This window comes from Clostridium sp. AM42-4, from assembly GCF_003480105.1.
Taxonomy (GTDB): Bacteria; Bacillota; Clostridia; order Lachnospirales; family Lachnospiraceae; genus Brotaphodocola.
In genome coordinates this window covers 60,226-80,681 of the sequence record NZ_QUIK01000003.1, presented here as the reverse complement: position 1 = coordinate 80,681, position 20,456 = coordinate 60,226, and the positions used below count along the sequence as shown (strand labels likewise).

The 20,456-nt window shown below is 47.1% G+C and carries 17 protein-coding genes and 1 riboswitch; of the genes, 4 read left to right on the top strand and 13 right to left on the bottom strand.

The window, feature by feature from the left end; genetic code table 11:
* Positions 1 to 225: 225 nt before the first annotated feature.
* The 6 genes from smpB to DW922_RS03135 all read right to left on the bottom strand — a co-directional run bounded on the left by smpB (position 226) and on the right by DW922_RS03135 (position 8,274).
* A complete protein-coding gene (smpB, locus tag DW922_RS03165) occupies positions 226 to 690 on the bottom strand; it encodes an SsrA-binding protein SmpB (protein ID WP_118718437.1) in 465 nt (154 codons plus the stop codon).
* 14 nt (positions 691 to 704) lie between these two features.
* Positions 705 to 2,849: a ribonuclease R gene (gene rnr, locus DW922_RS03160; protein ID WP_118725764.1), complete on the bottom strand. Its 2,145-nt coding sequence runs from the start codon at positions 2,847 to 2,849 to the stop codon at positions 705 to 707.
* A 57-nt stretch (positions 2,850 to 2,906) separates the two neighbouring features.
* A complete protein-coding gene (gene secG / locus DW922_RS03155) occupies positions 2,907 to 3,134 on the bottom strand; it encodes a preprotein translocase subunit SecG (protein WP_118718439.1) in 228 nt (75 codons plus the stop codon).
* 153 nt (positions 3,135 to 3,287) lie between these two features.
* Positions 3,288 to 5,708 (bottom strand): phenylalanine--tRNA ligase subunit beta, encoded by a 2,421-nt coding sequence (gene pheT, locus DW922_RS03150; RefSeq protein WP_118725763.1) that lies wholly within the window; start codon positions 5,706 to 5,708, stop codon positions 3,288 to 3,290.
* Between the two features lie 20 nt (positions 5,709 to 5,728).
* Entirely contained in the window at positions 5,729 to 6,772 is a 1,044-nt protein-coding gene (gene pheS, locus DW922_RS03145) for a phenylalanine--tRNA ligase subunit alpha (protein ID WP_118543363.1), read from the bottom strand.
* Between the two features lie 605 nt (positions 6,773 to 7,377).
* Positions 7,378 to 8,274 carry a LysR family transcriptional regulator gene (locus DW922_RS03135; RefSeq protein WP_118725762.1) on the bottom strand — a complete coding sequence of 299 codons (897 nt, stop codon included), beginning with the start codon at positions 8,272 to 8,274 and terminating at the stop codon, positions 7,378 to 7,380.
* Positions 8,275 to 8,472: 198 nt separating this feature from the next.
* On the opposite strand from DW922_RS03135, the gene brnQ reads away from it, so the two are divergent.
* On the top strand, positions 8,473 to 9,849 hold the full coding sequence (brnQ, locus tag DW922_RS03130) for a branched-chain amino acid transport system II carrier protein (protein WP_118725761.1): 1,377 nt from the start codon (positions 8,473 to 8,475) through the stop codon (positions 9,847 to 9,849).
* 19 nt (positions 9,850 to 9,868) lie between these two features.
* Here brnQ and DW922_RS03125 read toward each other — a convergent pair whose 3' ends face one another.
* Entirely contained in the window at positions 9,869 to 10,963 is a 1,095-nt protein-coding gene (locus DW922_RS03125) for an iron-containing alcohol dehydrogenase family protein (RefSeq protein ID WP_118725760.1), read from the bottom strand.
* Positions 10,964 to 11,154: 191 nt separating this feature from the next.
* Entirely contained in the window at positions 11,155 to 11,730 is a 576-nt protein-coding gene (locus tag DW922_RS18370) for a M20/M25/M40 family metallo-hydrolase (protein ID WP_118725895.1), read from the bottom strand.
* A gap of 191 nt (positions 11,731 to 11,921) precedes the next feature.
* Between DW922_RS18370 and DW922_RS03115 the strand changes: the two genes are divergently transcribed.
* The 3 genes from DW922_RS03115 to DW922_RS03105 all read left to right on the top strand — a co-directional run bounded on the left by DW922_RS03115 (position 11,922) and on the right by DW922_RS03105 (position 13,763).
* Complete coding sequence (locus DW922_RS03115; protein ID WP_118718447.1) at positions 11,922 to 12,362, top strand: peptidylprolyl isomerase; 441 nt, start codon at positions 11,922 to 11,924, stop codon at positions 12,360 to 12,362.
* Positions 12,363 to 12,480: 118 nt separating this feature from the next.
* Positions 12,481 to 13,335, top strand: coding sequence for a YitT family protein (locus tag DW922_RS03110; RefSeq protein ID WP_118718448.1), 855 nt, complete (start codon positions 12,481 to 12,483; stop codon positions 13,333 to 13,335).
* Positions 13,332 to 13,763, top strand: a complete 432-nt coding sequence (locus tag DW922_RS03105; RefSeq protein WP_279221119.1) for a PAS domain-containing protein — start codon at positions 13,332 to 13,334, stop codon at positions 13,761 to 13,763. The genes DW922_RS03110 and DW922_RS03105 overlap by 4 nt, the downstream gene beginning before the upstream one ends.
* 52 nt (positions 13,764 to 13,815) lie before the next feature.
* Here the strand turns inward: DW922_RS03105 and DW922_RS03100 are convergent, their stop codons facing one another.
* The 5 genes from DW922_RS03100 to DW922_RS03080 all read right to left on the bottom strand — a co-directional run bounded on the left by DW922_RS03100 (position 13,816) and on the right by DW922_RS03080 (position 20,076).
* A complete protein-coding gene (locus DW922_RS03100) occupies positions 13,816 to 16,767 on the bottom strand; it encodes a response regulator (RefSeq protein WP_118718449.1) in 2,952 nt (983 codons plus the stop codon).
* A 5-nt stretch (positions 16,768 to 16,772) separates the two neighbouring features.
* Positions 16,773 to 18,623: an ABC transporter substrate-binding protein gene (locus DW922_RS03095; protein ID WP_118725759.1), complete on the bottom strand. Its 1,851-nt coding sequence runs from the start codon at positions 18,621 to 18,623 to the stop codon at positions 16,773 to 16,775.
* A gap of 169 nt (positions 18,624 to 18,792) precedes the next feature.
* A complete protein-coding gene (locus DW922_RS03090) occupies positions 18,793 to 19,017 on the bottom strand; it encodes a response regulator (RefSeq protein WP_347560260.1) in 225 nt (74 codons plus the stop codon).
* Positions 19,018 to 19,124: 107 nt separating this feature from the next.
* A riboswitch (cyclic di-GMP riboswitch) is annotated at positions 19,125 to 19,200 on the bottom strand.
* A gap of 132 nt (positions 19,201 to 19,332) precedes the next feature.
* Complete coding sequence (locus DW922_RS03085) at positions 19,333 to 19,665, bottom strand: helix-turn-helix transcriptional regulator (RefSeq protein WP_173738650.1); 333 nt, start codon at positions 19,663 to 19,665, stop codon at positions 19,333 to 19,335.
* A 180-nt stretch (positions 19,666 to 19,845) separates the two neighbouring features.
* Positions 19,846 to 20,076, bottom strand: coding sequence for a transposase (locus tag DW922_RS03080; RefSeq protein WP_279221317.1), 231 nt, complete (start codon positions 20,074 to 20,076; stop codon positions 19,846 to 19,848).
* Positions 20,077 to 20,456: the final 380 nt, after the last annotated feature.

Here is a 20,456-nt window from a genome sequence, read left to right as displayed (position 1 = left end):
GGCCCCCGATGCGGTATCCTGATGCTTTTGCCGTTTTGTCATCCGCGGGAAGATTTATAATCGATTGATTAATGAACATTATAGCCCTGACTGTTATGAAAATCAATGGTTGATTTTCAATTTGACTATACATGTGCTTCATATTAGATATGACTATTTCTTATATCCATGCAGTTTTTCATAACCACAAGATCTATCTTGCAGATTTTCTTCCCACAAAAAAGTTTACCGCAGTTTCTGCTTATAATCCCGCTCCACTTCACGTCTCGCATCTTTTTTCGCAATATCGTCGCGTTTATCATACAGCTTCTTACCGCGTGCCAGACCGATCTCTACCTTTACCAGGCTGCCTTTAAAATAAACCTGGAGCGGCACCAGGGTCAGGCCTTTTTCGCGGATCTTGCCTTCCAGTTTGTTGATCTCGCTGCGGTGCATGAGCAGTTTACGCGCACGGAGCGGATCTTTGTTGAAGATATTGCCCTTCTCATACGGGTTGATGTGCATGCCGTAAATGTAAACTTCATTTTTGTCGATGCGGACAAATGCTTCCTTCACGCTGCACTTTCCCATACGGATGGACTTGACTTCGGTTCCGAACAGCTCAATACCGCACTCAAATTTCTCGTCAATAAAATAATCATGATAGGCCTTCTTATTGTTGGCCACCAGTTTGATTGCTTCTTTCAAAATTGCCCTCCTGTCTTTTATTCCTCCGGAAGCTCCATATTCTTCGCCGGAATAAAATCGATTGTCTTGGTTAACCGGTCGGTTCCGGTTACCACCACCTGGATCTTCTGTCCAAGCTTGTAGGTTTTTCCGCTCATTTCCCCGCGCAGTTCCATGCGCTCTTCATTGAACACATAGTAATCTCCGTGCAGCTCGTTGACATGCACAAGACCCTCTACGGTATTCGGGAGTTCTACATAGAAGCCCCAGTTCGTCACACCGGAGATCACACCCTCAAAGATCTCACCGATGCGTTTGGACATATACTCGCACTTCTTAAGCTTGATGGTTTCGCGCTCTGCTTCTTCCGCGCGGCGCTCTGTTGCGGAACACTGGATGGTCACTCCGGTCAGGATCTTATCATAATGGGCGATGCGCTTCTCACTTAAGCCGCCCCGCAGGTTTTCCTTGATGATACGGTGGATCTGCAGATCCGGATAACGGCGGATTGGAGAGGTGAAATGGGTGTAATACTTTGCTGCCAGGCCGAAATGCCCACTGCAGACCGGCATGTATTTTGCCTGCTTCATGGAGCGCAGGGTCAAGCGGCTGATCAATGCCTCTTCTTCGGTTCCTTCAATCTTCTTTAAGAGTTTCTGCAGTTCTTTCGGATGCACTTCCCCGTCGTGTGTGCGGATGGTGTAGCCAAAGTTGTTGATGAAGACGCCCAGGCGTTTCATCTTCTCCGGGTCCGGGTTATCGTGAGTCCGGTATACGAACGGAATTTCCTGCCAGAAATAGTCCTCTGCGATGGTCTCGTTCGCCATCAGCATGAAGTCCTCGATGATCTTGGTTGCCGCATTCCGCTCATACGGCTTGATATCCACCGGCTTTCCCTTTTCATCCAGAATGATCTTGGACTCCGGGAAATCGAAATCGATGGAGCCGCGCTGGCGCCGTTTCTCACGCAGGATATCCGCCAGCTCTTTCATTAAATCGAACATATCCACGAAGTCTGCGTACTCTGCCATGGTGTCCGGATCGCGGTCAGTCACAATGGCATTAACTGCCGTGTAGGTCATACGCCGGTCTACCCGGATCACGGTTTCCGCAATCTCATGCCCCAGCACGCGGCCCTGCGGATCGATTTCCATGATGCAGCTTAACGCCAGGCGGTCGGTTCCTGCATTCAAAGAACAGATGCCATTGGAAAGCTTATGCGGAAGCATCGGGATGACCCGGTCTACCAGATAGACACTGGTGCCGCGGTTTAACGCCTCCTCATCGAGCGGGCTGCCCTCGGTCACATAGTGGCTGACATCCGCGATGTGGACACCCAGCTTGTAGCCATAGCTTTCCCGTCTGATGGTAATGGCATCGTCGAGGTCTTTCGCGTCTTCCCCGTCGATGGTAACCGTCTGCCAATCGCGGATATCTTTTCGTCCTGCCATGTCGGCCTTATCCACCTCGTCTGGGATGCGGCTCACCTGCTTCATGACCTCCGGCGGGTATTCCTCCGGAATGCCGTATGCTTTTACGATCGATAAAATGTCGGTTCCCGGATCGTTTACATGACCGATGATCTCCGTGATGATGCCCTCCGGATTCTTGCGCTCCCCGCCAAAATCGGTCAGACGTACAACAACCTTGTGGCCAGTCACTGCGCCCATATCCTTGCCCTGCGGAATAAATACATCGGCATTAATCTTCTGGTTGTCCGGCACAACAAACCCAAAATTCTTATTTTTCTGGTAAAAACCTACCAGAGTCTGGTTTGCACGCTCCAGCACCTTGATCACCACTCCCTCCGGGCGTTTTCCCTTTGCTGCCGGGCTTGCCGTGATCTGCACCGTATCGCCATGCATGGCATCCTTCGTTTTTTCTGCCGGAATAAACACGTCCTGGTCCATGCCCTCCACGGTCACAAAACCAAAGCCTTTTGCATGACCGCAAAAAGTTCCGACCATGGTAAATGCCTCCGGCTTTCCGTATTTGCCGCGCTTGGAAAGGCCAACCTTGCCATCTGCCACCAGGGCATCCAGAACTTCTTTTAACTCATCCCGTTTTTCCCGCGGGACATCTAACAGCATAGCCAGTTCTTTGATCTTCATGGGAACGTAGGTCGGATCATTGATCAGGGCCAGCATTGCTTCTTTTCTTTCTTTTAATAACTCTTCTGTCATAATTCCTCTCTTTTAAACGAAAAGCACCCTTGTTTCCAAGAGTGCTTTTTCTTCTGCTTAGACTAAGTTTAATACGATTGCCAGTACCATAAATGCTACTGCAGCAAATGTCGTGAACTTTTCCAGGGTACCTTCCATGGAACGTCCTTTATTCTTTCCCCAGTAAGACTCTGCCATACCGCCGATCGCGCCAAGGCCCTGAGACTTTCCTTCCTGAAGTAATACGATCACGGTCAAAGCCAGACATATAAGAACGAAGATCACGGATAAAATCGTTTTCAGCATCTAAATGCACCTCCTAATAGTCAAACACTGACATTTTAGCATAGCCAGACTGAAAACACAAGCCTTTTTCTCGCTGTCGGCCCCAGAATACACGGAAAAGACAGCTCTAACAGCATTTACGGCAGTTTTCTGGCAATTTTCACATTTTTATCCTTAGCTTCTCAGCTCAATTCCATAAGTCTTGTTCAGCTGTTTGAGGATCTTCTTCACATATCCGTCTACGCTGTCTGCACCAAATGCCTCGTCCTTCGGAGTGAATAAAACGGTGAATGCCATGGATTTCTTGTTTCCTAAAATCTGTTTTCCTTCGTAAACGTCGAACAGGGTGACATCCTTGACGAAGCCGCATGCTTCACGGATACAGGTCTCAACCTGTCCGCAGGTAATGTCTTTGTCCATAACCAGTGCCAGGTCTCGCTTCTCCTCTGCGAATTTTGGAAGCGGCTCAAATACCGGAGCCTTGCCATACCATTTCTCCAGAGCTTTCATGCTGATCTCCAGAACGTAAGCATCCTCGCGCATTGCCTCGTCCTTCATGATCTCGTATTTTACTTTGCCGAGGTAACCAATCTCCTCGCCGTCACAGAAAATCGCTGCGGTCTGGTACGGATGTAAAAACGGCTTTTCTGCCTTCTCGTAGGTAAAGGAAATATGAAGCACATCCGCAACGGTCTCTGCCATACCCTTTAAGGTAAAGAAGGATTCCTTCTTGCCGAATACACCGATGCAAAGGGTCTCCCGCTCCTCCGGATACTCGGTCAGCGGCAAGGACTTCGGAATGAATGCGTTGCCGATTTCGAAGATACGGCCCTCGAAGATGCCTCTCTTCTGGTTGCGTCCCATTGCGTGGATCATCTGCGGAGCCAGGGTGGTTCTCATCAGGGACAGATCCTCGTTGATCGGGTTCATGATGCGGATTGCCTTACGCTCCGGTGCATCCGCAGCAAAGCCCATCTGGTCTAAATCAGACGGGGAGAAGAAGGAATAATGGATTCCCTCGAATGCGCCAACGCTGCACAGCGCTCTCTTCACCTTCAGGATGGTCTTCTGGCGCAGGTTGCTTCCGCCGATGGTTACCTTTGCAGTCGGAAGGAAGGTGGATTTGATATGGTCATAGCCGTACATACGGATAACTTCCTCTGCGACATCCGGGTAGTCCTCCATATCCTCGCGGTATGCCGGGAAGTGCAGGGTCAGCTCGTCGCCGTTGATTTCCGGCTGGAAGTTTAAACCGGTCAGGATGCGGACGATATCCTCATCCGGAACGGTAATGCCCAGAACTCCGTTTACTTTCTTAATGCTGGTCTTAAAGGTAACCGGCTCTAAGGAATTTCCGGTGTTGACGTTCTTGTGGGTCCTGGACACCTTTCCGGCACCAAGCTCTTCTATCAGATGCAGAGCACGCTTCATGGCCATCTCGGTTGCGTACTCATCGACACCCTTCGCATATCTCTGGCTTGCGTCGGAAGACTGGCCCAGGGCACGGGAGCTTCTGCGGATGTTGTCGCGGGCAAATTTTGCAGACTCAAACATAACCTCGGTGGTCGTATCGCGGATCTCAGAATTTAAGCCGCCCATGATACCAGCCAGTGCAACCGGCTTCTTGCCGTCACAGATGACCAGGTTATTCGGGTTTAAGGTGAACTCTTTTTCATCCAGGGTAACGATCTTCTCACCCTCGGCTGCACGTCTTACCTGGATTGCGTTGCCCTCCAGGAAGTCACAGTCGAATGCGTGGAGCGGCTGGCCCAGCTCGCGCATGATGTAGTTGGTAATATCAACGATGTTGGAAATGGAGTTGTTGCCGACCAGGGCAAGGCGTCTTCTCATCCATGCCGGGGACTGTCCCAGCTTTACATCGTATACATAGTGGGCAATATAGCGCGGGCAGAGATCCTGTGCATCTACGGTGACCTCAAAGCCCTCTTTTTCTACCTCAGTCTCGGTATAGTCCAGAGCCGGAGTCTTCAGTGGCTGGCCCAGTGCTGCTGCCACCTCTCTTGCCAGACCGAAGATGCTCTGGCAGTCCGGACGGTTTGCCGTAATGGAAACATCGAAGATCCAGTCGTTTAATCCGGTCAGTTCCTTTACATCAGCGCCAATCTCAGCATCCTCCGGCAAAACCAGAAGTCCGTTGTAGCCGGCACCCGGATACAGGTCTTCGTTTAAGCCAAGCTCGGTTCCGGAGCAAAGCATACCGTGGGACTCATAGCCTCTTAATTTTCCTTTTTTAATGGTAGCCACACCCTCAATGGTGACGTGGTCTTTTGCGGTTGCGTAAACCTGTGCCCCAACCATAGCGACCGGATACTTACCGCCTGCCTTGACATTGTCTGCGCCGCAGCAGATCTGTAAGAGCTCTGGGCCGCCTACATTGACCTGACACACGTGAAGATGGGTCTCCGGGATCGGCTCGCAGGACTCTACGTAACCAACCACGATTCCGCTGATGTCCTTACCCACCTGCCATTTTTCTTCTACTTCAAATCCGCAGTCAAAGAGTTTGGTCTCCAGTTCATCTGCGGAAACATTGATATCTACATAGTCATTTAACCAGCTTAATGGTACAAGCATTTCTAATCCTCCTGTCCTGATCAGTCATCGATCTGATCCAGCACACGCAGATCAGACTCAAAAAGCATCTTGATGTTGTTGATGCCGTATTTCAGCATGGCAATACGCTCCAGGCCAAGGCCGAATGCAAAGCCGCTGTACTTCTCGGAATCGATGCCGCAGTTCTCCAGCACCTTCTTATTTACCACGCCTGCGCCCAGAACCTCGATCCAGCCGGTTCCCTTGCACAGTCTGCAGCCCTTGCCGCCACACTGGAAGCAGCTGACATCCACCTCAACGGATGGCTCCGTAAACGGGAAGTAGGACGGGCGAAGTCTGGTTCTGGTGCTCTCGCCGAAGATTCTCTGTACGAACATGTCCAGCATGCCCTTTAAGTCGCAGAGGGTAATACCCTCATCGACAACCAGGCCCTCCATCTGGCTGAACATCGGGGAGTGGGTTGCATCGTCATCGGAACGGAATACCTTACCCGGGGAAACAACCTTGATCGGCGGCTTCTTTGCTTCCATGACATGAACCTGTCCGGCAGAGGTCTGGGTACGGAGTAAAAACTCCGGAGACAGATAGAACGTATCCTGCATATCGCGTGCCGGATGGTCCTGCGGGGTGTTCAGCGCAGTGAAATTATAGTAATCGGTCTCGATCTCGGTACCCTCATACACCTCAAAGCCCATGGATGCGAAAATGTCGGTCAGCTGGTTGCGCACAGTGGTTACCGGGTGAAGATTGCCGTAACGGATCTTAACCGGCGGCATGGAAATATCGATCTTCTCGGATTCGTAGCGCTGCTGCTGCTCTTTCTCTTTTAAATTCTGGTCCAGCTCATCGAAGAACTGGTTTGCCCACTCTTTCGCGCCGTTGATGGTCTTACCAAACTCTGCCTTCTGCTCGTTTGCCACATTGCGCATTTCTTTCATCAAAAGACCAATCCGGCCCTGCTTGTTGTCCAGGAAGGTCTTCTTGAACTCGTAGACACTTCTGGATGTGGTCAAAGCATCTGCGCCCTGACGGATCTCTTCTTTGATCGCAGCGATCACTTCATTCAGCTCTTTTAAATCCTGCATGATTCTTCTCCTTTATCCATAATTGTGATACTTATGGTAACTGTTCAATAGGTCTGCGCAGTTACTACTTATGTTTGCAATCCTGCGCACCTGCCCAGGGAAATAATAAAAAAAATCCCTTCACGCAAATGCGCAAAGGGACGATAATTCTTACCGCGGTACCACCCAGCTTCCTGCAGACAGACACAAACTGCCGCAGACACTTTCCGGTATGTAACGTACACCAGACGGCAATGCCTACTCAGCCTGTGTCTGCGATGCGCCTGTGAAATGCAACTTAGGCAACTTAGAATCTACTGACGTTTCGCTTCTGCCATTCAGCAATGCAGCTCCCGTGGGAAATTCGGATACCTGTCTGAACGGAAAAAGGCTCACAGCCGATGGCCTCTTCTCTCTGACCGGAAACAGGATCTTAAATACACGATCTTCGCTTTTCTTAGTTTTATTTGTGATTGCAGGTATGTCTGTCCGAAACGGACATCCATAATCTATGAAACATTTTAGCCATTCTGTGCAGAAAAGTCAAGGTCTTTTTCCGATACCGTGTATGCCTGCGTGGATCGTAACGGCAAAAACGGCCAGCAGCACTGCATGCTTCCGGATTTTCAGTTTCGGAAATCTCTGCCTTTTAGCTGCGATGTATATTCTACCACACACGCCTTCAGTTTTCGCATACTCTCCGGCAGTTCCACACCCTTCTCCGTTCCCATGCCAAGCTCGCGGATACTCTTTGGCGTGACCGGGACACAGCAGACATCATCGGTATTGCCGCGGATCATCAGTTCTGACATCATGGAAATGCCAAGACCTTTTCCAACCATACGGATCAGTGTCTCATCATCAACATACACGGTCTGTTCCTTTGCCTTCACCCCGACTGCGCGAAAAGCCGCATGCACATCAATATCAAACCGCCCATACGGCATCAGGAATTCCTTTCCCTCAAACTCCTTCAGCGGAAATTCTGTACGTCCATGAAGCGGATAATTCTTCGGCAGAATCGCGTAAAGTAATTCATGATAAAGGGGCGTCCACTCACAGTTCCCATAGTTTTGCCTGCTGGCGAAGATCACATCTGTTTTGTGATCCTGTAAAAGTTCAAATGGTTCCAGCGCATGATCCACCATGCGCAGATCGACATCGACATTCGGGCAGATCCGGCGGAAGCGGTACAGGATCTCCGGCATCCAGAACATGGCAATGCTGGCGTAAGCCGCGATGCGGATCGTTTCTGTCTGCTTCTCTGTGATGCTCTGGATCTGGTTTTCCAGATTTGCATTTGCCTGCAAAAACTGGCGGATCGCAGGCATCAGTTCCCGTCCTTCCTCTGTCAGGGCGATTCCATTGTGGCTTCGGATGATGAGCGGAAACCCGATTTCCCGCTCCAGGCTGTTCACCAGATGGGTAAGCCCAGACTGGGTGTATCCGACCACCTCCGATGCCCTGGAAAAGCTGCCTAAGTCTACTGCTGTCATTAAGATTTCCAGTTTCTTCGCATCCATTACACAGTTCCTTTCCTTTATTAGGTATTACAGTTTGTCATATTTCTATTATAAACATGGATTTCCCAAACCGCAAGATGGACAGTACAATAAATATCAAGCTACTGCTCACGCATTGCGCAGTCAGTAACAGCTTTTGCCGATGCTTCACATTACAAACGATTATAAAAATATTAAGATTTGAGGTGTTCAAACATCATGAAACAAAAACATCTTTCTTTCAAACAGAGGCTGTTGGTAGCCGCCACCCTGTTTGGCATGTTTTTCGGTGCCGGGAACCTGATCTTTCCGGTTCATTTAGGTCAGTTAGCCGGACGCAACCTGCTTCCGGCCATGACTGGTTTTATCCTGACTGCCGTGGGCATTCCGATCCTTGGTGTTGCAGCCATCGGCAACACCCATTCAGACGGCCTGCAGGCGCTGGCTTCCAGGGTTGGAAAACGGTACGGCTGCTTTTTCACCTGCCTGCTCTACTTAACCATTGGTCCGTGCTTTGCCATTCCGCGCTGTGCCACCACATCGTTTACGACCGGCATTGCCCCAATGCTTGGCACGGCAATATCTCCACGCATGACACTGTTTCTCTTTTCTGCAGTGTTCTTTGCACTGGTACTGTTCTTTTCCCTCCGGCCCGGGAACATCACGCTCTGGATTGGAAAGATCATCAACCCGCTGTTTTTGTTTTTCCTGGCAATCCTCATTGTATCTGCCCTGCTGCATCCGGGCGCCCCGGTCTTTTCCACGGCACCAGATGCTTCCTATGAAAATGGTGCCCTGTTCCATGCACTTTCCGAAGGTTACGGCACCATGGATGGCATTGCAGGTCTCGCTTTCGGCATCGTAGTTATTCAGGTGATCCGGCAGATGGGTGTGCAGGATGATGCGGCGATTGCCAGTGAAGTGCTGCATTCCGGGATTCTGGCAGGACTCCTTATGGCCTTCATCTACATGCTGACCATCCTCATGGGCGCTCAGTCTCTCGGCTTATTCGCTGTCTCCGGAAACGGCGGCATCGCCCTGTCCCAGATTTCCAGCCACTACCTTGGCCGGGCCGGGCTTATGATCCTGGCTGTCACCATCACCTTTGCCTGCTTAAAAACATCGATCGGGCTGGTGACCAGTTGCTCCGAAACCTTTGAAAAAATGTTTCCGGGACGGCTTTCCTACAAAGCCTGGGCTGTACTCTTTACTGCGTTTTCTTTTCTCATTTCAAACGCAGGGCTGTCCACCATCATCCGGTATTCCGTACCGGTCCTGATGCTCATTTACCCTCCGGCCATTGCGCTGATCCTGCTGGCGCTGTTCGGGAAACAGTTTGGCCATAGCTCCAAGGTTTACTTCTGGGTTACGGTATGCACCTGGTGTGCCTCCCTGTTCGACTTTTTCAAGGCACTTCCGGCACCACTGCAGACCACTTTGCACCTAGATGCAGCCATAAATCTGGCTGAACGCTTCCTGCCGTTTTTTAATCTGAATCTTGGCTGGCTCCTGCCTGCTTTTCTTGGCCTCCTCATCGGGCTTTCCGCCCGGAAGCGAAATAAAAATATAACAAAAAAACTGCAGTCCTTCGCGTAAGGCTGCAGTTTTTCGTCTTTTATAAACAGTTTCTTTTTTCCAGAATCTCCATTGCCTCTGCAAGCATTTCAGGTGTCACCTTGTACGGATAATGGCGGATGTCTGACATATCCGGGATCCGGGACATGCTTTCCTGCCACTGTTCCTCCGTAATCTCAATGTCATCCAGAGACACAGGGAGCTTTAAGTCCTTGTTCAACTGATAAATCTTTTCGAATTCATCCATCTGTCCGTCTACAAGCAGCAGAAGAAGCACGCCGAAGCCAACTACCTCGCCATGTAAATGACGTTTCTCAATGACCGGGTATGAGGTCAGTGCATAGAAAACTGCATGGGCAAGTCCACTGTTGTAATCCGGTGTGAAGTCCTTCGTCAGAAAGATGGAGGCAATTCCGGTCGTGACTACGATTGCAAGAACAACCTGCTCTACCTCATAGGTGCAAAGACCTTTTTTGTGGTCCTCCAGTGCCTTGGCACCATACATAAGCAACGGGTCCCGGCACATATGGCTGGTCGCAACGCCCAGGGAAGTAAAGTGCTCCAGACGCTCATCCCGGGAAGAGATGGTTGCCTCATAGAATTTCGCATAGGTATCGCCGATGCCAGCCCACATATACTGGCTTGGTGCCTTTGCGATGATCTCCGTGTCAATGAAGGAATGCATGACCGGACGCACAAAAAAGTTTGGCTTCAGGAAGGTGCCATCGTCATTGTACATGATCGACACCGAGGTACATGCTGCACAGTTCGATGCGATCGTCGGGAACGCGAACACCGGCTTGTCATCTGTGATGCATAAGCACTTTACGGTATCGAGGGCTTTCCCACCGCCCACGCCAAATACCATATCTGCTTCGCGGTATTCCGGGCGTTCACGCAGCCTTTCTACTGTCGCATAAGTGCAGTCCTCTCCATAAATAGCTGTTCCAATGATTTCCAGATTCGTTTTTACCACATACTCCCGGATCTTAGCCTCTGCTGCTTTAAGTGCCCGCTTACCGCCAACGATCCAGACCTTTTTTCCATAAGATTCACACACTGGGCCGATCTTGTCGTAGATCTTGTCTCCGATGGAATAATTTGGTAAATGTACTTCGTAATTTTCAAGCTTCATAGGCCGCTACACTCCTCTCATTCCCGTGTTTCGCAAAGCTATTTTCTATTATAAACGACCCAGAAAGCTCCTGTCAACAACTGGCTATGGCATGGTTTCACAGCCATGGTTTTACATCTACGGTTTCATTACGCATTCAGTTATGACCGTCTTTACCCTCTGGACATCCAGAGGCTTGGCAATATGTGCATTCATGCCTGCTTCCAGGCATTTTTCTTCGTCTTCCCGGGATGCAATTTCCTAAGATGCAAAAAATTCCTCCACAATAGCAGTAAATACAGCGGCACCTTCCCAGAGGACATCTTCATCCACATCGAACTTTGGATCGTCTTATCCAGAATGGTGCCGATGTGGGTGCCAAATACCGCATCTGCGCCCTCCACGCCGCCATTTTCAATCATAACCTCTGCGCCCCTGGACTGCTCCTCTGCCGTCTGGAACATCAGGCGGACCGTACCGGCCAGCTCATCCTTATGAGCCCACAGCACCTTGCCTGCACCCAAGAGCATTGCCGTGTGGGTATCGTGGCCGCAGGCATGCATGCAGCCCTCATGTCTGGATGCAAACGGGAGCCCGGTTGCCAACGCAGGTATACCTTCCATCGGAAGTCCCTGCAGAAGCTTATGGAGTAATGGACCTGCTCCTTTTAAGAAACCGCCAAGAAATGCTCCCATCTGCTGGTTTACTTCTTCCTCGCTCTGTTTTTTTCCTGTCTGTGCCGGTTTCACATCGCGCAGCGCTGAGGCGAGCATGGCACGCTGATCCATCGGACTGGACTTTTCAAAGTAGCCTGTCAGCACCAGCTTGAAGAATTTTCCCTGGCCCTTTGCGTTCTGCTCTAATATTTCTTCCAGCTTTTATTTTCTTTTTCCGTTTTCTCTTTTCATTTTCACATTTCTTTAGTATACTGGGATTTACTGTTTCATCTAAACTATTAAATCAACGGAGGAATACCTATATGGATACGATCACAGGACGCAATGTCGGCAAAATCTGCCGCACTCATTACAAAGGAACCTTCAATGACGGAACCCAGTTTGATTCTTCTTATGACCGCGGTGAGCCGCTGGAATTTACCTGCGGTGCCGGTCAGATGATCAAGGGCTTTGACGCTGCTGTTGCAGATATGGAAGTTGGCGAAGTAAAAGAGATCCACCTGATGCCAGAAGAAGCATACGGCCAGCCAAACCCGGATGCTATTTTTGAAGTCGAGATTGCAGATCTTCCCGGCTCTGAGGAGCTGCAGGTAGGACAGCGCATCTATCTGGCAAACCAGAACGGCCAGCAGTTCCCGGTTTGTGTAACTGCAAAAACAGAAACCGTTATCACCTTCGACGCCAACCATGAAATGGCTGGAAAAGAGCTGAATTTCAAGATCGAGCTGGTTGAAGTGAAATAATAACGAAAAACCATGAGCCTCCACTTTATGCGTAAACTTCAGTGGAGGCTCATCGATTGCCGCACCTGTTTTCCCGTGATAAAATAGGCTGGATTATTTTGTTTTTTGGAGGTCTGTCATGAATCAACACCATAATCCTTTATCCCTGATCAAAGAGACCGCTGTTCTGACCATTGCCGTGGCCATCATCGCAGCGGCTGTTTACTTCTTTCTTCTCCCAAGCCATGCGTCTGTCAGCAGTATTTCCGGACTTGGCATTGTACTTTCCAACTTCGTCCCGCTCTCGCTTTCCGCGATCACGATGATCTTAAACGTGTTGCTCCTCATCATCGGTTTCTTTACCTGCGGAAAAGAATTCGGCGCCAAAACTGTTTACACCAGTATTATGCTCCCCGTCTTTCTTGCCTGTTTCGAGACATTATTCCCAGAAACCGGCTCCCTGACGGACAGCCAGGAGCTTGATGTTCTCTGTTATATTCTTGTCGTAAGCATCGGATTAAGCATTCTTTTTAACCGGAACGCATCCTCCGGCGGCCTGGATATTGTAGCCAAGATCATGAACAAGTATCTTCATATGGACCTCGGCCGGGCCATGTCCCTTTCCGGCATGTGCGTGGCACTATCCGCGGCGTTGGTCTACGACAAAAAAACCGTTGTTCTCAGTATCCTCGGTACCTATTTCAACGGCATCATCCTGGATCACTTTATTTTTAATCACAATGTAAAGCGGCGTGTCTGCATCATCACAAAAAAGGAAGAAGAACTGCGGCAATTTATTATCAATGAGCTGCACAGCGGCGCCACCATCTACGAAGCGATCGGCGCATACAACATGGAAAAGCACTACGAGATCATCACCATTGTAGATAAGAGCGAATACCAGAAGCTCATGAACTACATCAGCCGGGAGGACCCGCTCGCTTTCATTACCATCTATAATGTTTCTGATATGCGGTACCAGCCGAAACGGTGACGAGACAACACTACCAGTCAGTCCCTTTTTTCTTATATCTGCCAAAACAGCGAACGCGCCGTAAATGCCTTAGAAGCGTTTACGGCGCCAAAGAAGATGATGAGCTCTTTTATGCAGACCACGAATTTCTTCATATGACTGGTTATAAGAGCATGGATGAACTATTCAGGCTTACTCAAAAAAGGTTCCGCAATCTGATCCGACCAGATGAACAACAACAGATTGAAACAAGTATCTGGGAACAGATTGACACAGGCAATGACAATGACTATATTCACTTTCATCTTCGAAAAGCTGACGGAACTTATCTTTCCGTGCTTGATCATGGAAGAATCGTAGAAAGCCAGCAATACGGAAAAGTATTTTATGTATTGTTCATGGATTGGGAAGATATGCAGCTTCGTTACAGTGATAAATTTTCCGAATAAATAAAAAAAACTGCTAAAAAGCTGTTAACCGAACTTCTTAGCAGTTTTTTTACTAATCTACCAGATTGTTTTGTAACGTACTGATCAATTCCTCTATAACAATTGGCTTGGATAAAAAGCCATTCATACCACATTCCAGTGCTTTCTTTTTGTCTTCGTCAAAAGCATTGGCAGTCATAGCAAGGATGGTAATTCCCGCCAGCGCCGGATCAGTAAGGGCACGGATCTGCTTCGTGGCCTCATATCCGTTCATTACCGGCATCTGCACATCCATCAGCACCAGATCATAATTACATGACTTTGAATTCTTAACCTTCTCCACTGCCTCTGCCCCATTTTCTGCAGTATCAACCAGGAAGCCATATTCATTAAGGATCTCCACCGCAATTTCACTGTTCAGTTCATTATCTTCCACAAGCAGTATGCTCTTGCCTCTGAAATCTAAGCTTGTCTCAGGAAGAACGGGATTCTCCTGCTCAGCCTGACTCTGGCCGATAGCAGTCATCAGGGTATCTCTGATATCTGACATGAACAGAGGCTTCGCACAGAATGCAGTCACCCCTGCAGCCCTGGCTTCCACTTCGATATCTGACCAGTCATAAGCAGTCATGATAATGATCGGCGTATCATCACCAAGGCTGCGGATCTGTCTGGTGACCTCAATACCATTCATATCCGGCAGACGCCAGTCAATAATATAAGCATGGAATGCATCCCCAAGCTCCATAGACTGCCTTGCACGCAGAACAGCCTCCTTACCGGAAAGTGTCCATTCCGAACGCATTCCAACCTTCACAAGCATCTTTGTCACACTGTCACAGGTATTAAAATCGTCATCTACAACCAGAGCCTTAAGACCTTCCAGGTCTGCAATCTTCTCTATACGGTGATTCTCAGGCTGAGTCCGAAATGGCAGACGGACAATAAATTCGGTGCCTTTCCCCTGCTCTGTCCGGACCTCAATAGTGCCACCCATCATATCCACAATATTCTTGGTGATGGCCATGCCAAGTCCTGTGCCCTGGGTTCTGCTCACAGTGGAAGTCCGCTCCCGCTCAAAAGGAGAAAAGATCTTCTGTACAAATTCCTGACTCATACCGATTCCGTTATCCTTTACCCGGATCTCGTATAGTTCACTGCCTTTTACCGTCCCTGGATACTGTTTCATCCGGACAGATACAGTTCCGCCTGCAGGAGTAAACTTGATTGCATTGGACAGAAGATTCAGCAGCACCTGATTCAAACGCATCTTGTCACAATAGACATCCTCATTGGTAACATCCATTGCATCCATATAAAGCTCCAGCTGTTTCGCATGGATCTGCCCGCTGATGATGGTCTTCAGATCATGAAGCACATCCGACAGACTGACCTCCGTTTCTTCCAGATGGATCTTTCCACTCTCAATCCGGCTCATATCCAGGATATCATTGATCAGTGAAAGCAGATGTTTACTGGAGGAAAGAATCTTGCCCAGATAATCCCGGACTTTTTTCTGATCATCAATATTACTTACAGCCAATGTGGTAAAGCCGATGATCGCATTCATTGGCGTCCGGATATCGTGAGACATATTGGAAAGGAAAGTACTCTTTGCCCTGTTTGCTGTCTCCGCCGCATGGACTGCCTCAGAAAGTGCCTGATTCATTTTCCAGTCAGCAGTACGGTCTGACATAACCAGGATGTATTTCTTTTTCCCATTTACCTCACTGCCCATTGCAATATTATGGAACCCACGTTTTTCCCCTGTTTTCTGATGAACATATTCAAAATCCCATTCTCTTTGTTCATTCACCTGGATTTCCTCAAGATAATTTTCCTCCGGATTTTCATGTTCCCCTGGATGCAGTTTTCCCAGGACACGAATATCTTTGCGGATCTGTTCTACCGTAATACCAAGCAGTTTTTCCGCATTTGGACTTATATAGTCTGCCTGATATGTTTTTGCATCCAGCATCAGAAAAACGTCATCCACATTCATTGACAGCTTTTGAAAAAGTTCGTCTCTGTACCGGATCTGTGTGTCCTTTCTTCTAAGGCTTATCCTGTTTTTTTGAATAATAAGGCCGATAAAAAAGGCGGCAATACAGAACAAAACCGCAGCCACAAGAAGCATTGTACTACGCTGCAAACTGTTCATACTGGCATTGACAATATCCGCCTGTACAAGTCCCAGAAATACCCAGTCCTGAATATCTGATTTTTCATAGACCAGATAATAGTTTCTTTCATCCAGATTTACCAGCATCGCATCGGTGCGTCCCGCTTTAAACTTCTCCGAAAGCTCATTGACCTCTTTTTCAGACATATTGGAATGCTCTCTTAGAACACCAAAGAAATTGTACACATTCCCCCATGACTCAGAAGAATGATCGACCACAACACGGCCATCCGGATGAACAACAAAGCTCTGGGCATTTCCATTGAAAGCAGAAATGTCCAGCACATCTACAATATCAGAGTTTTCATAGGCAATGGCAATTGCATCATATTCAAATCCCTGATAGATTCCATGCGCCCTGGGAGTGGCAAAAACAAGCAGCTGGGATTTTCCGGGAACTGCTGCATTCGCTATCACATCATTTCCCTGCCGGATATCCTCTTCAATGTTTTCCTGTAATCCAAGGTACCCGGTTTCCCCTGTCGCCATCTTGTAGTCCCCGTCAGCTGACAGAAAAAAGAAATCTAAAAATCTGGCATCTTCCTGCGCTTTCTTTATATAATTACGAATTTCGTCTTCACTGGAGATATTCTGCAGATTCTCACCCCACATATGAAGATAAGTCAGATTCTTATCTGTCAGTTCTCTCAGCATGTTATCAGACTGATGAAAAACTTCCGTCAGATGAGAAACACTTTCCTCATAAATGGTTTTCGATACAAATCCAAAATATTGAAAAACCATCAGAACAATTCCCAGTAAAACAGCTGTAAAGACAGCTATCTGGAATGGTTTTCCCATGACAAGTTTCTTTCTGCCTTTATTATGATTCTTAATATCCATTCTTCTCACCTCAGAGTCATGTAGTCTTCAGGCTCTGCAAGAATGGCATCGCCATCTGAAATATATCCTGTCCAGGTATCTTTTACAGTGGTATCTTCTCCATCAAACACAATATTCTCATCTGCCGGATAAGCTTCCATGTGTTTAGATATCGCAAGGCAGGTTACCGTGAAAGTATCCTCGTCCTGAACTTTTTTTCCATCTTTTGTAACTTTGCTCAACATATAACCATCATCTGTTTCTTTGACTTCCACGGAAATGCCGCTGACCACAGGCAGAGAGCCTCGGTTAAACGGAGTAAATCCGCCCTCATAGCCTTCTACAAAATTTTTGACTGTCTCTTTCAGTTCGGCTCCGCTCATCTTGCTGCTGTAAGCCGAAAGACTATTTGGCATGATCATGTCTCTTGCCATTTTTTCTGTATATCCGGCTTTCAGCACATTTCCTGTAAAGCTGTTTCCAGTTGCGATCAACACATCCGTCCCATAAATACCGCGCAGAGTATTTGCCATAACAGAATAGGCTTCATTGCCTCCACTGGTATGGAAGCGATTGGAATACGTTTTCTTTGAATCCAGCACGATATTCTCTGAAGTGGATTTTTCCTCAAGAAGCTGGGTGTTAAATGACTGATAAGCCTGCTCTGCATCGTATTCTCCTGAGATCATCTTGGAAACCACATCCTTGGAAACAGAAAAAAAGTCATTTGACGCAACGCGGATATACATATGATTTTCTTCAATCACAGATTTCACATCCTTCAGATATTCCGTAAGCTTAAAATCCACATCCTGGCTGTAGCTTAACAGATCCTGTCCATCACTAATGACCCGGTTCTGCGCAACCTCTGAAAGCATTGTGCTCAGTACCTTCACTGCTTTCTTTCGACGTGTCTCATCCTGTGTCAGATCGCGGTTTAAAGCCACCTGGAAATATGGTGTAGTCATCAGCCACTTTTCACCGTTCTCCTGAAAAAATGGAAGAAATGTTGTGTTTATGCCCTGATCCTGAAACATTTTCACACCAGCTGAGCTGCCAAAGTACATGGCAAGCTTACCACTTTGATACATCTCAACTATATCATCATAATTCATATTCAGATCATTTTGACTCAGCCCTGTATCTTGTATGAACTGTTCCATACGTTCAAAAGCCTGCGGCCAGACGGTACTATCCAGACCTTCTCGATTTGTATTATCCGGGTCACTGTAGGTGGTGCGCCACTTGCGTCCTTCTACAGAAGACAGCTCTGATGCTGACAGCCCCTGCAATGTCTCCATACAGGTATAATCGTAATAATAGTCTGCAGTAAAGCCACGGATCCCCACTTCTTCAAATGCCTGACAGGCAGAGACAAAGCTTTCATAATCTGTTGGAAGAGGAATATCATACTTTTCAAAAAGATCCTTATTCACTACAAAACCATGGGCATCTGCACACACCGGAAGCCAGTTTACACTTCCATCCTCATTCATAAAATTGCTAAGGTAAGTATCATAGACAGCACCTGCCGCATTGGTTGTGGAAAGATCCATCAGACTGTCTTTCAGTGGACTTGCATCATGCAGGGAAAAGCGACAGCAGGTTATAATATCCGGCAATCCACCGTTTTCATCAAGAAACTTATAAAAATCCAGATCATTATTACCTACGACAAATTCAACATTGATATCCGGGAGCTGTTCCTGAATGTATGGTGCATATTTATCATACAGGTTTGTGTTCCATAAGTACACCGTGATTGTGTCTGCATCTTCTTTCTCTGCACTTTTACTGCCACATGCTGACAGAAGTGATACGGCTGTCACCATTGCCAAAAGTACAGCCAAAACTCTGTTCCATTTTATCTTTTTCATTACGAGTTCTCCTTAATTTGCCCTGTCAATATATCCAACCATTCCTATATAGCCATCTTTCTTTAATGAAGACTACAACGTATGCAATTTCAGATTATACAGCTGACGGTCATTTTAAATTTCGAATCATCTACAATCAGTATTTTTTGTCTTTTGTCCATATTTTTTATCACCCCACCAATCTATGAATTACTTTTATCAGTAATTCCACATCAACAGGCTTAGCAACATGTTCATCTATTCCTGCTTCTTTTGCTCTTATTCTGTCCTCCGTGAAGGCATTTGCTGTCATTGCAATGATCGGTATTTCCTTAGCATCCTCTCTGTCCATAGAACGAATCATTTTTGCTGCTTCATAACCATTCATTACCGGCATCATGATATCCATAAGAATGACATCAAATTTTTATTTTCCTTATTCTTTCCTGATAAAATCATTGTTGTTACGTCTATGAAATAACACCGTAAAAAAACACTGTCAGACAGACAGTGCACCTCATTTCATGCAACTGGCTGCCATTTTACAGGCCCTGTAGCTTTGCGTCCCAGACTTTCATCTGGTTTGCCGATTTCCTTATTATAGCTTTTAAACTTATGTAAAAAACTGGTTTTATTATACTATAGCGCTCTACTGTACACAAGAAAAACATTACCGTTTTAACGCCTGAAAACAAAAAAAACAGCCGATATATATACTCGAACTATTCTTCTACTTCCGAAGTCCACGCAGCATTGACATTACTGTTTCCTGCTCATTTGTACTCAGATCGTTCCATATCCCCAGAACTTCTTTCTGTTTTTCTGTCAGATTTTCTGAATTACCTTCCTGAAAAAACTGCGATAATGTCACGCCCAAAGCTGTACATATTTTTTCAAGTGTGATCAGCGACGGCAGGTTTTCCTGCGCCATGATTCTTCCCAGTGAGGACTGGGAAATTCCCGACAGCTGCGATAATCTGTATTTACTGATATCACGCTTTTCACATAAAGATGTTATTTTATCCGCAATATACTTCTCTATCTGCAAGTAACTATACCTCATTTCCGCTATTACATGTTCTTATTGTACCTGTAATAATGAAAAAATATTAGCAATCAACTTTGCAAGTATTCATTACCATTATAGGAAGTATACGGATAAAAAAATATAAAGATACTTTCGTTTCCGCAAAAGTCATTTTCGCTTATATCGTTTTTATAATAGCACAGACAGTTATGTTTGTCACATAAAAGTTTCCTTCACGGAGGCCAACACTCGTCTTGGCGTAGGATCTTTTGTATCATCTTTCAGCTGGCTGTTATCCTCAAGCTCCTTTGTCTGCTTTACTGCATACGGATTTACCTGAACTACACTGATCCCATTTGAGATCATCCAGGTCGCAAGGCAGAACCAGTAATGGCCGGTTGGTTCAAGACCAAGAACAATCTGTTTTTTATCGTATTCGGCTGCTATCTTTACTGCCCATTCCTTTGCTTTGCTTCTTCAGAAGCTCCTGCTGCTCGAAAATATTTACATTTGATACTCTCACTCAATGGGATCTGAGAACCATTGTAGATCATATCAACTCCACTCCCAGAGAAATCCTGGGTGGCCGCACTCCTTACGATGTTGCACTCGAAAACTACGGCATTGACATTTTAAAAGCACTTCAGCTTAGGCCGATTCCACCCGACGAGGTCAATCTAACACCTAAGCTGATTCGCTTTAACCGTTAACTTACCATAAAAATCTGCTGTCAGACTGGAATTTCGTAATTCACATTTTTAGGATGCGGCCTGTGGAATTTAGTCTCGCATACCAAATATTCAGAGGCCTCTTTCTTATGCCATAAA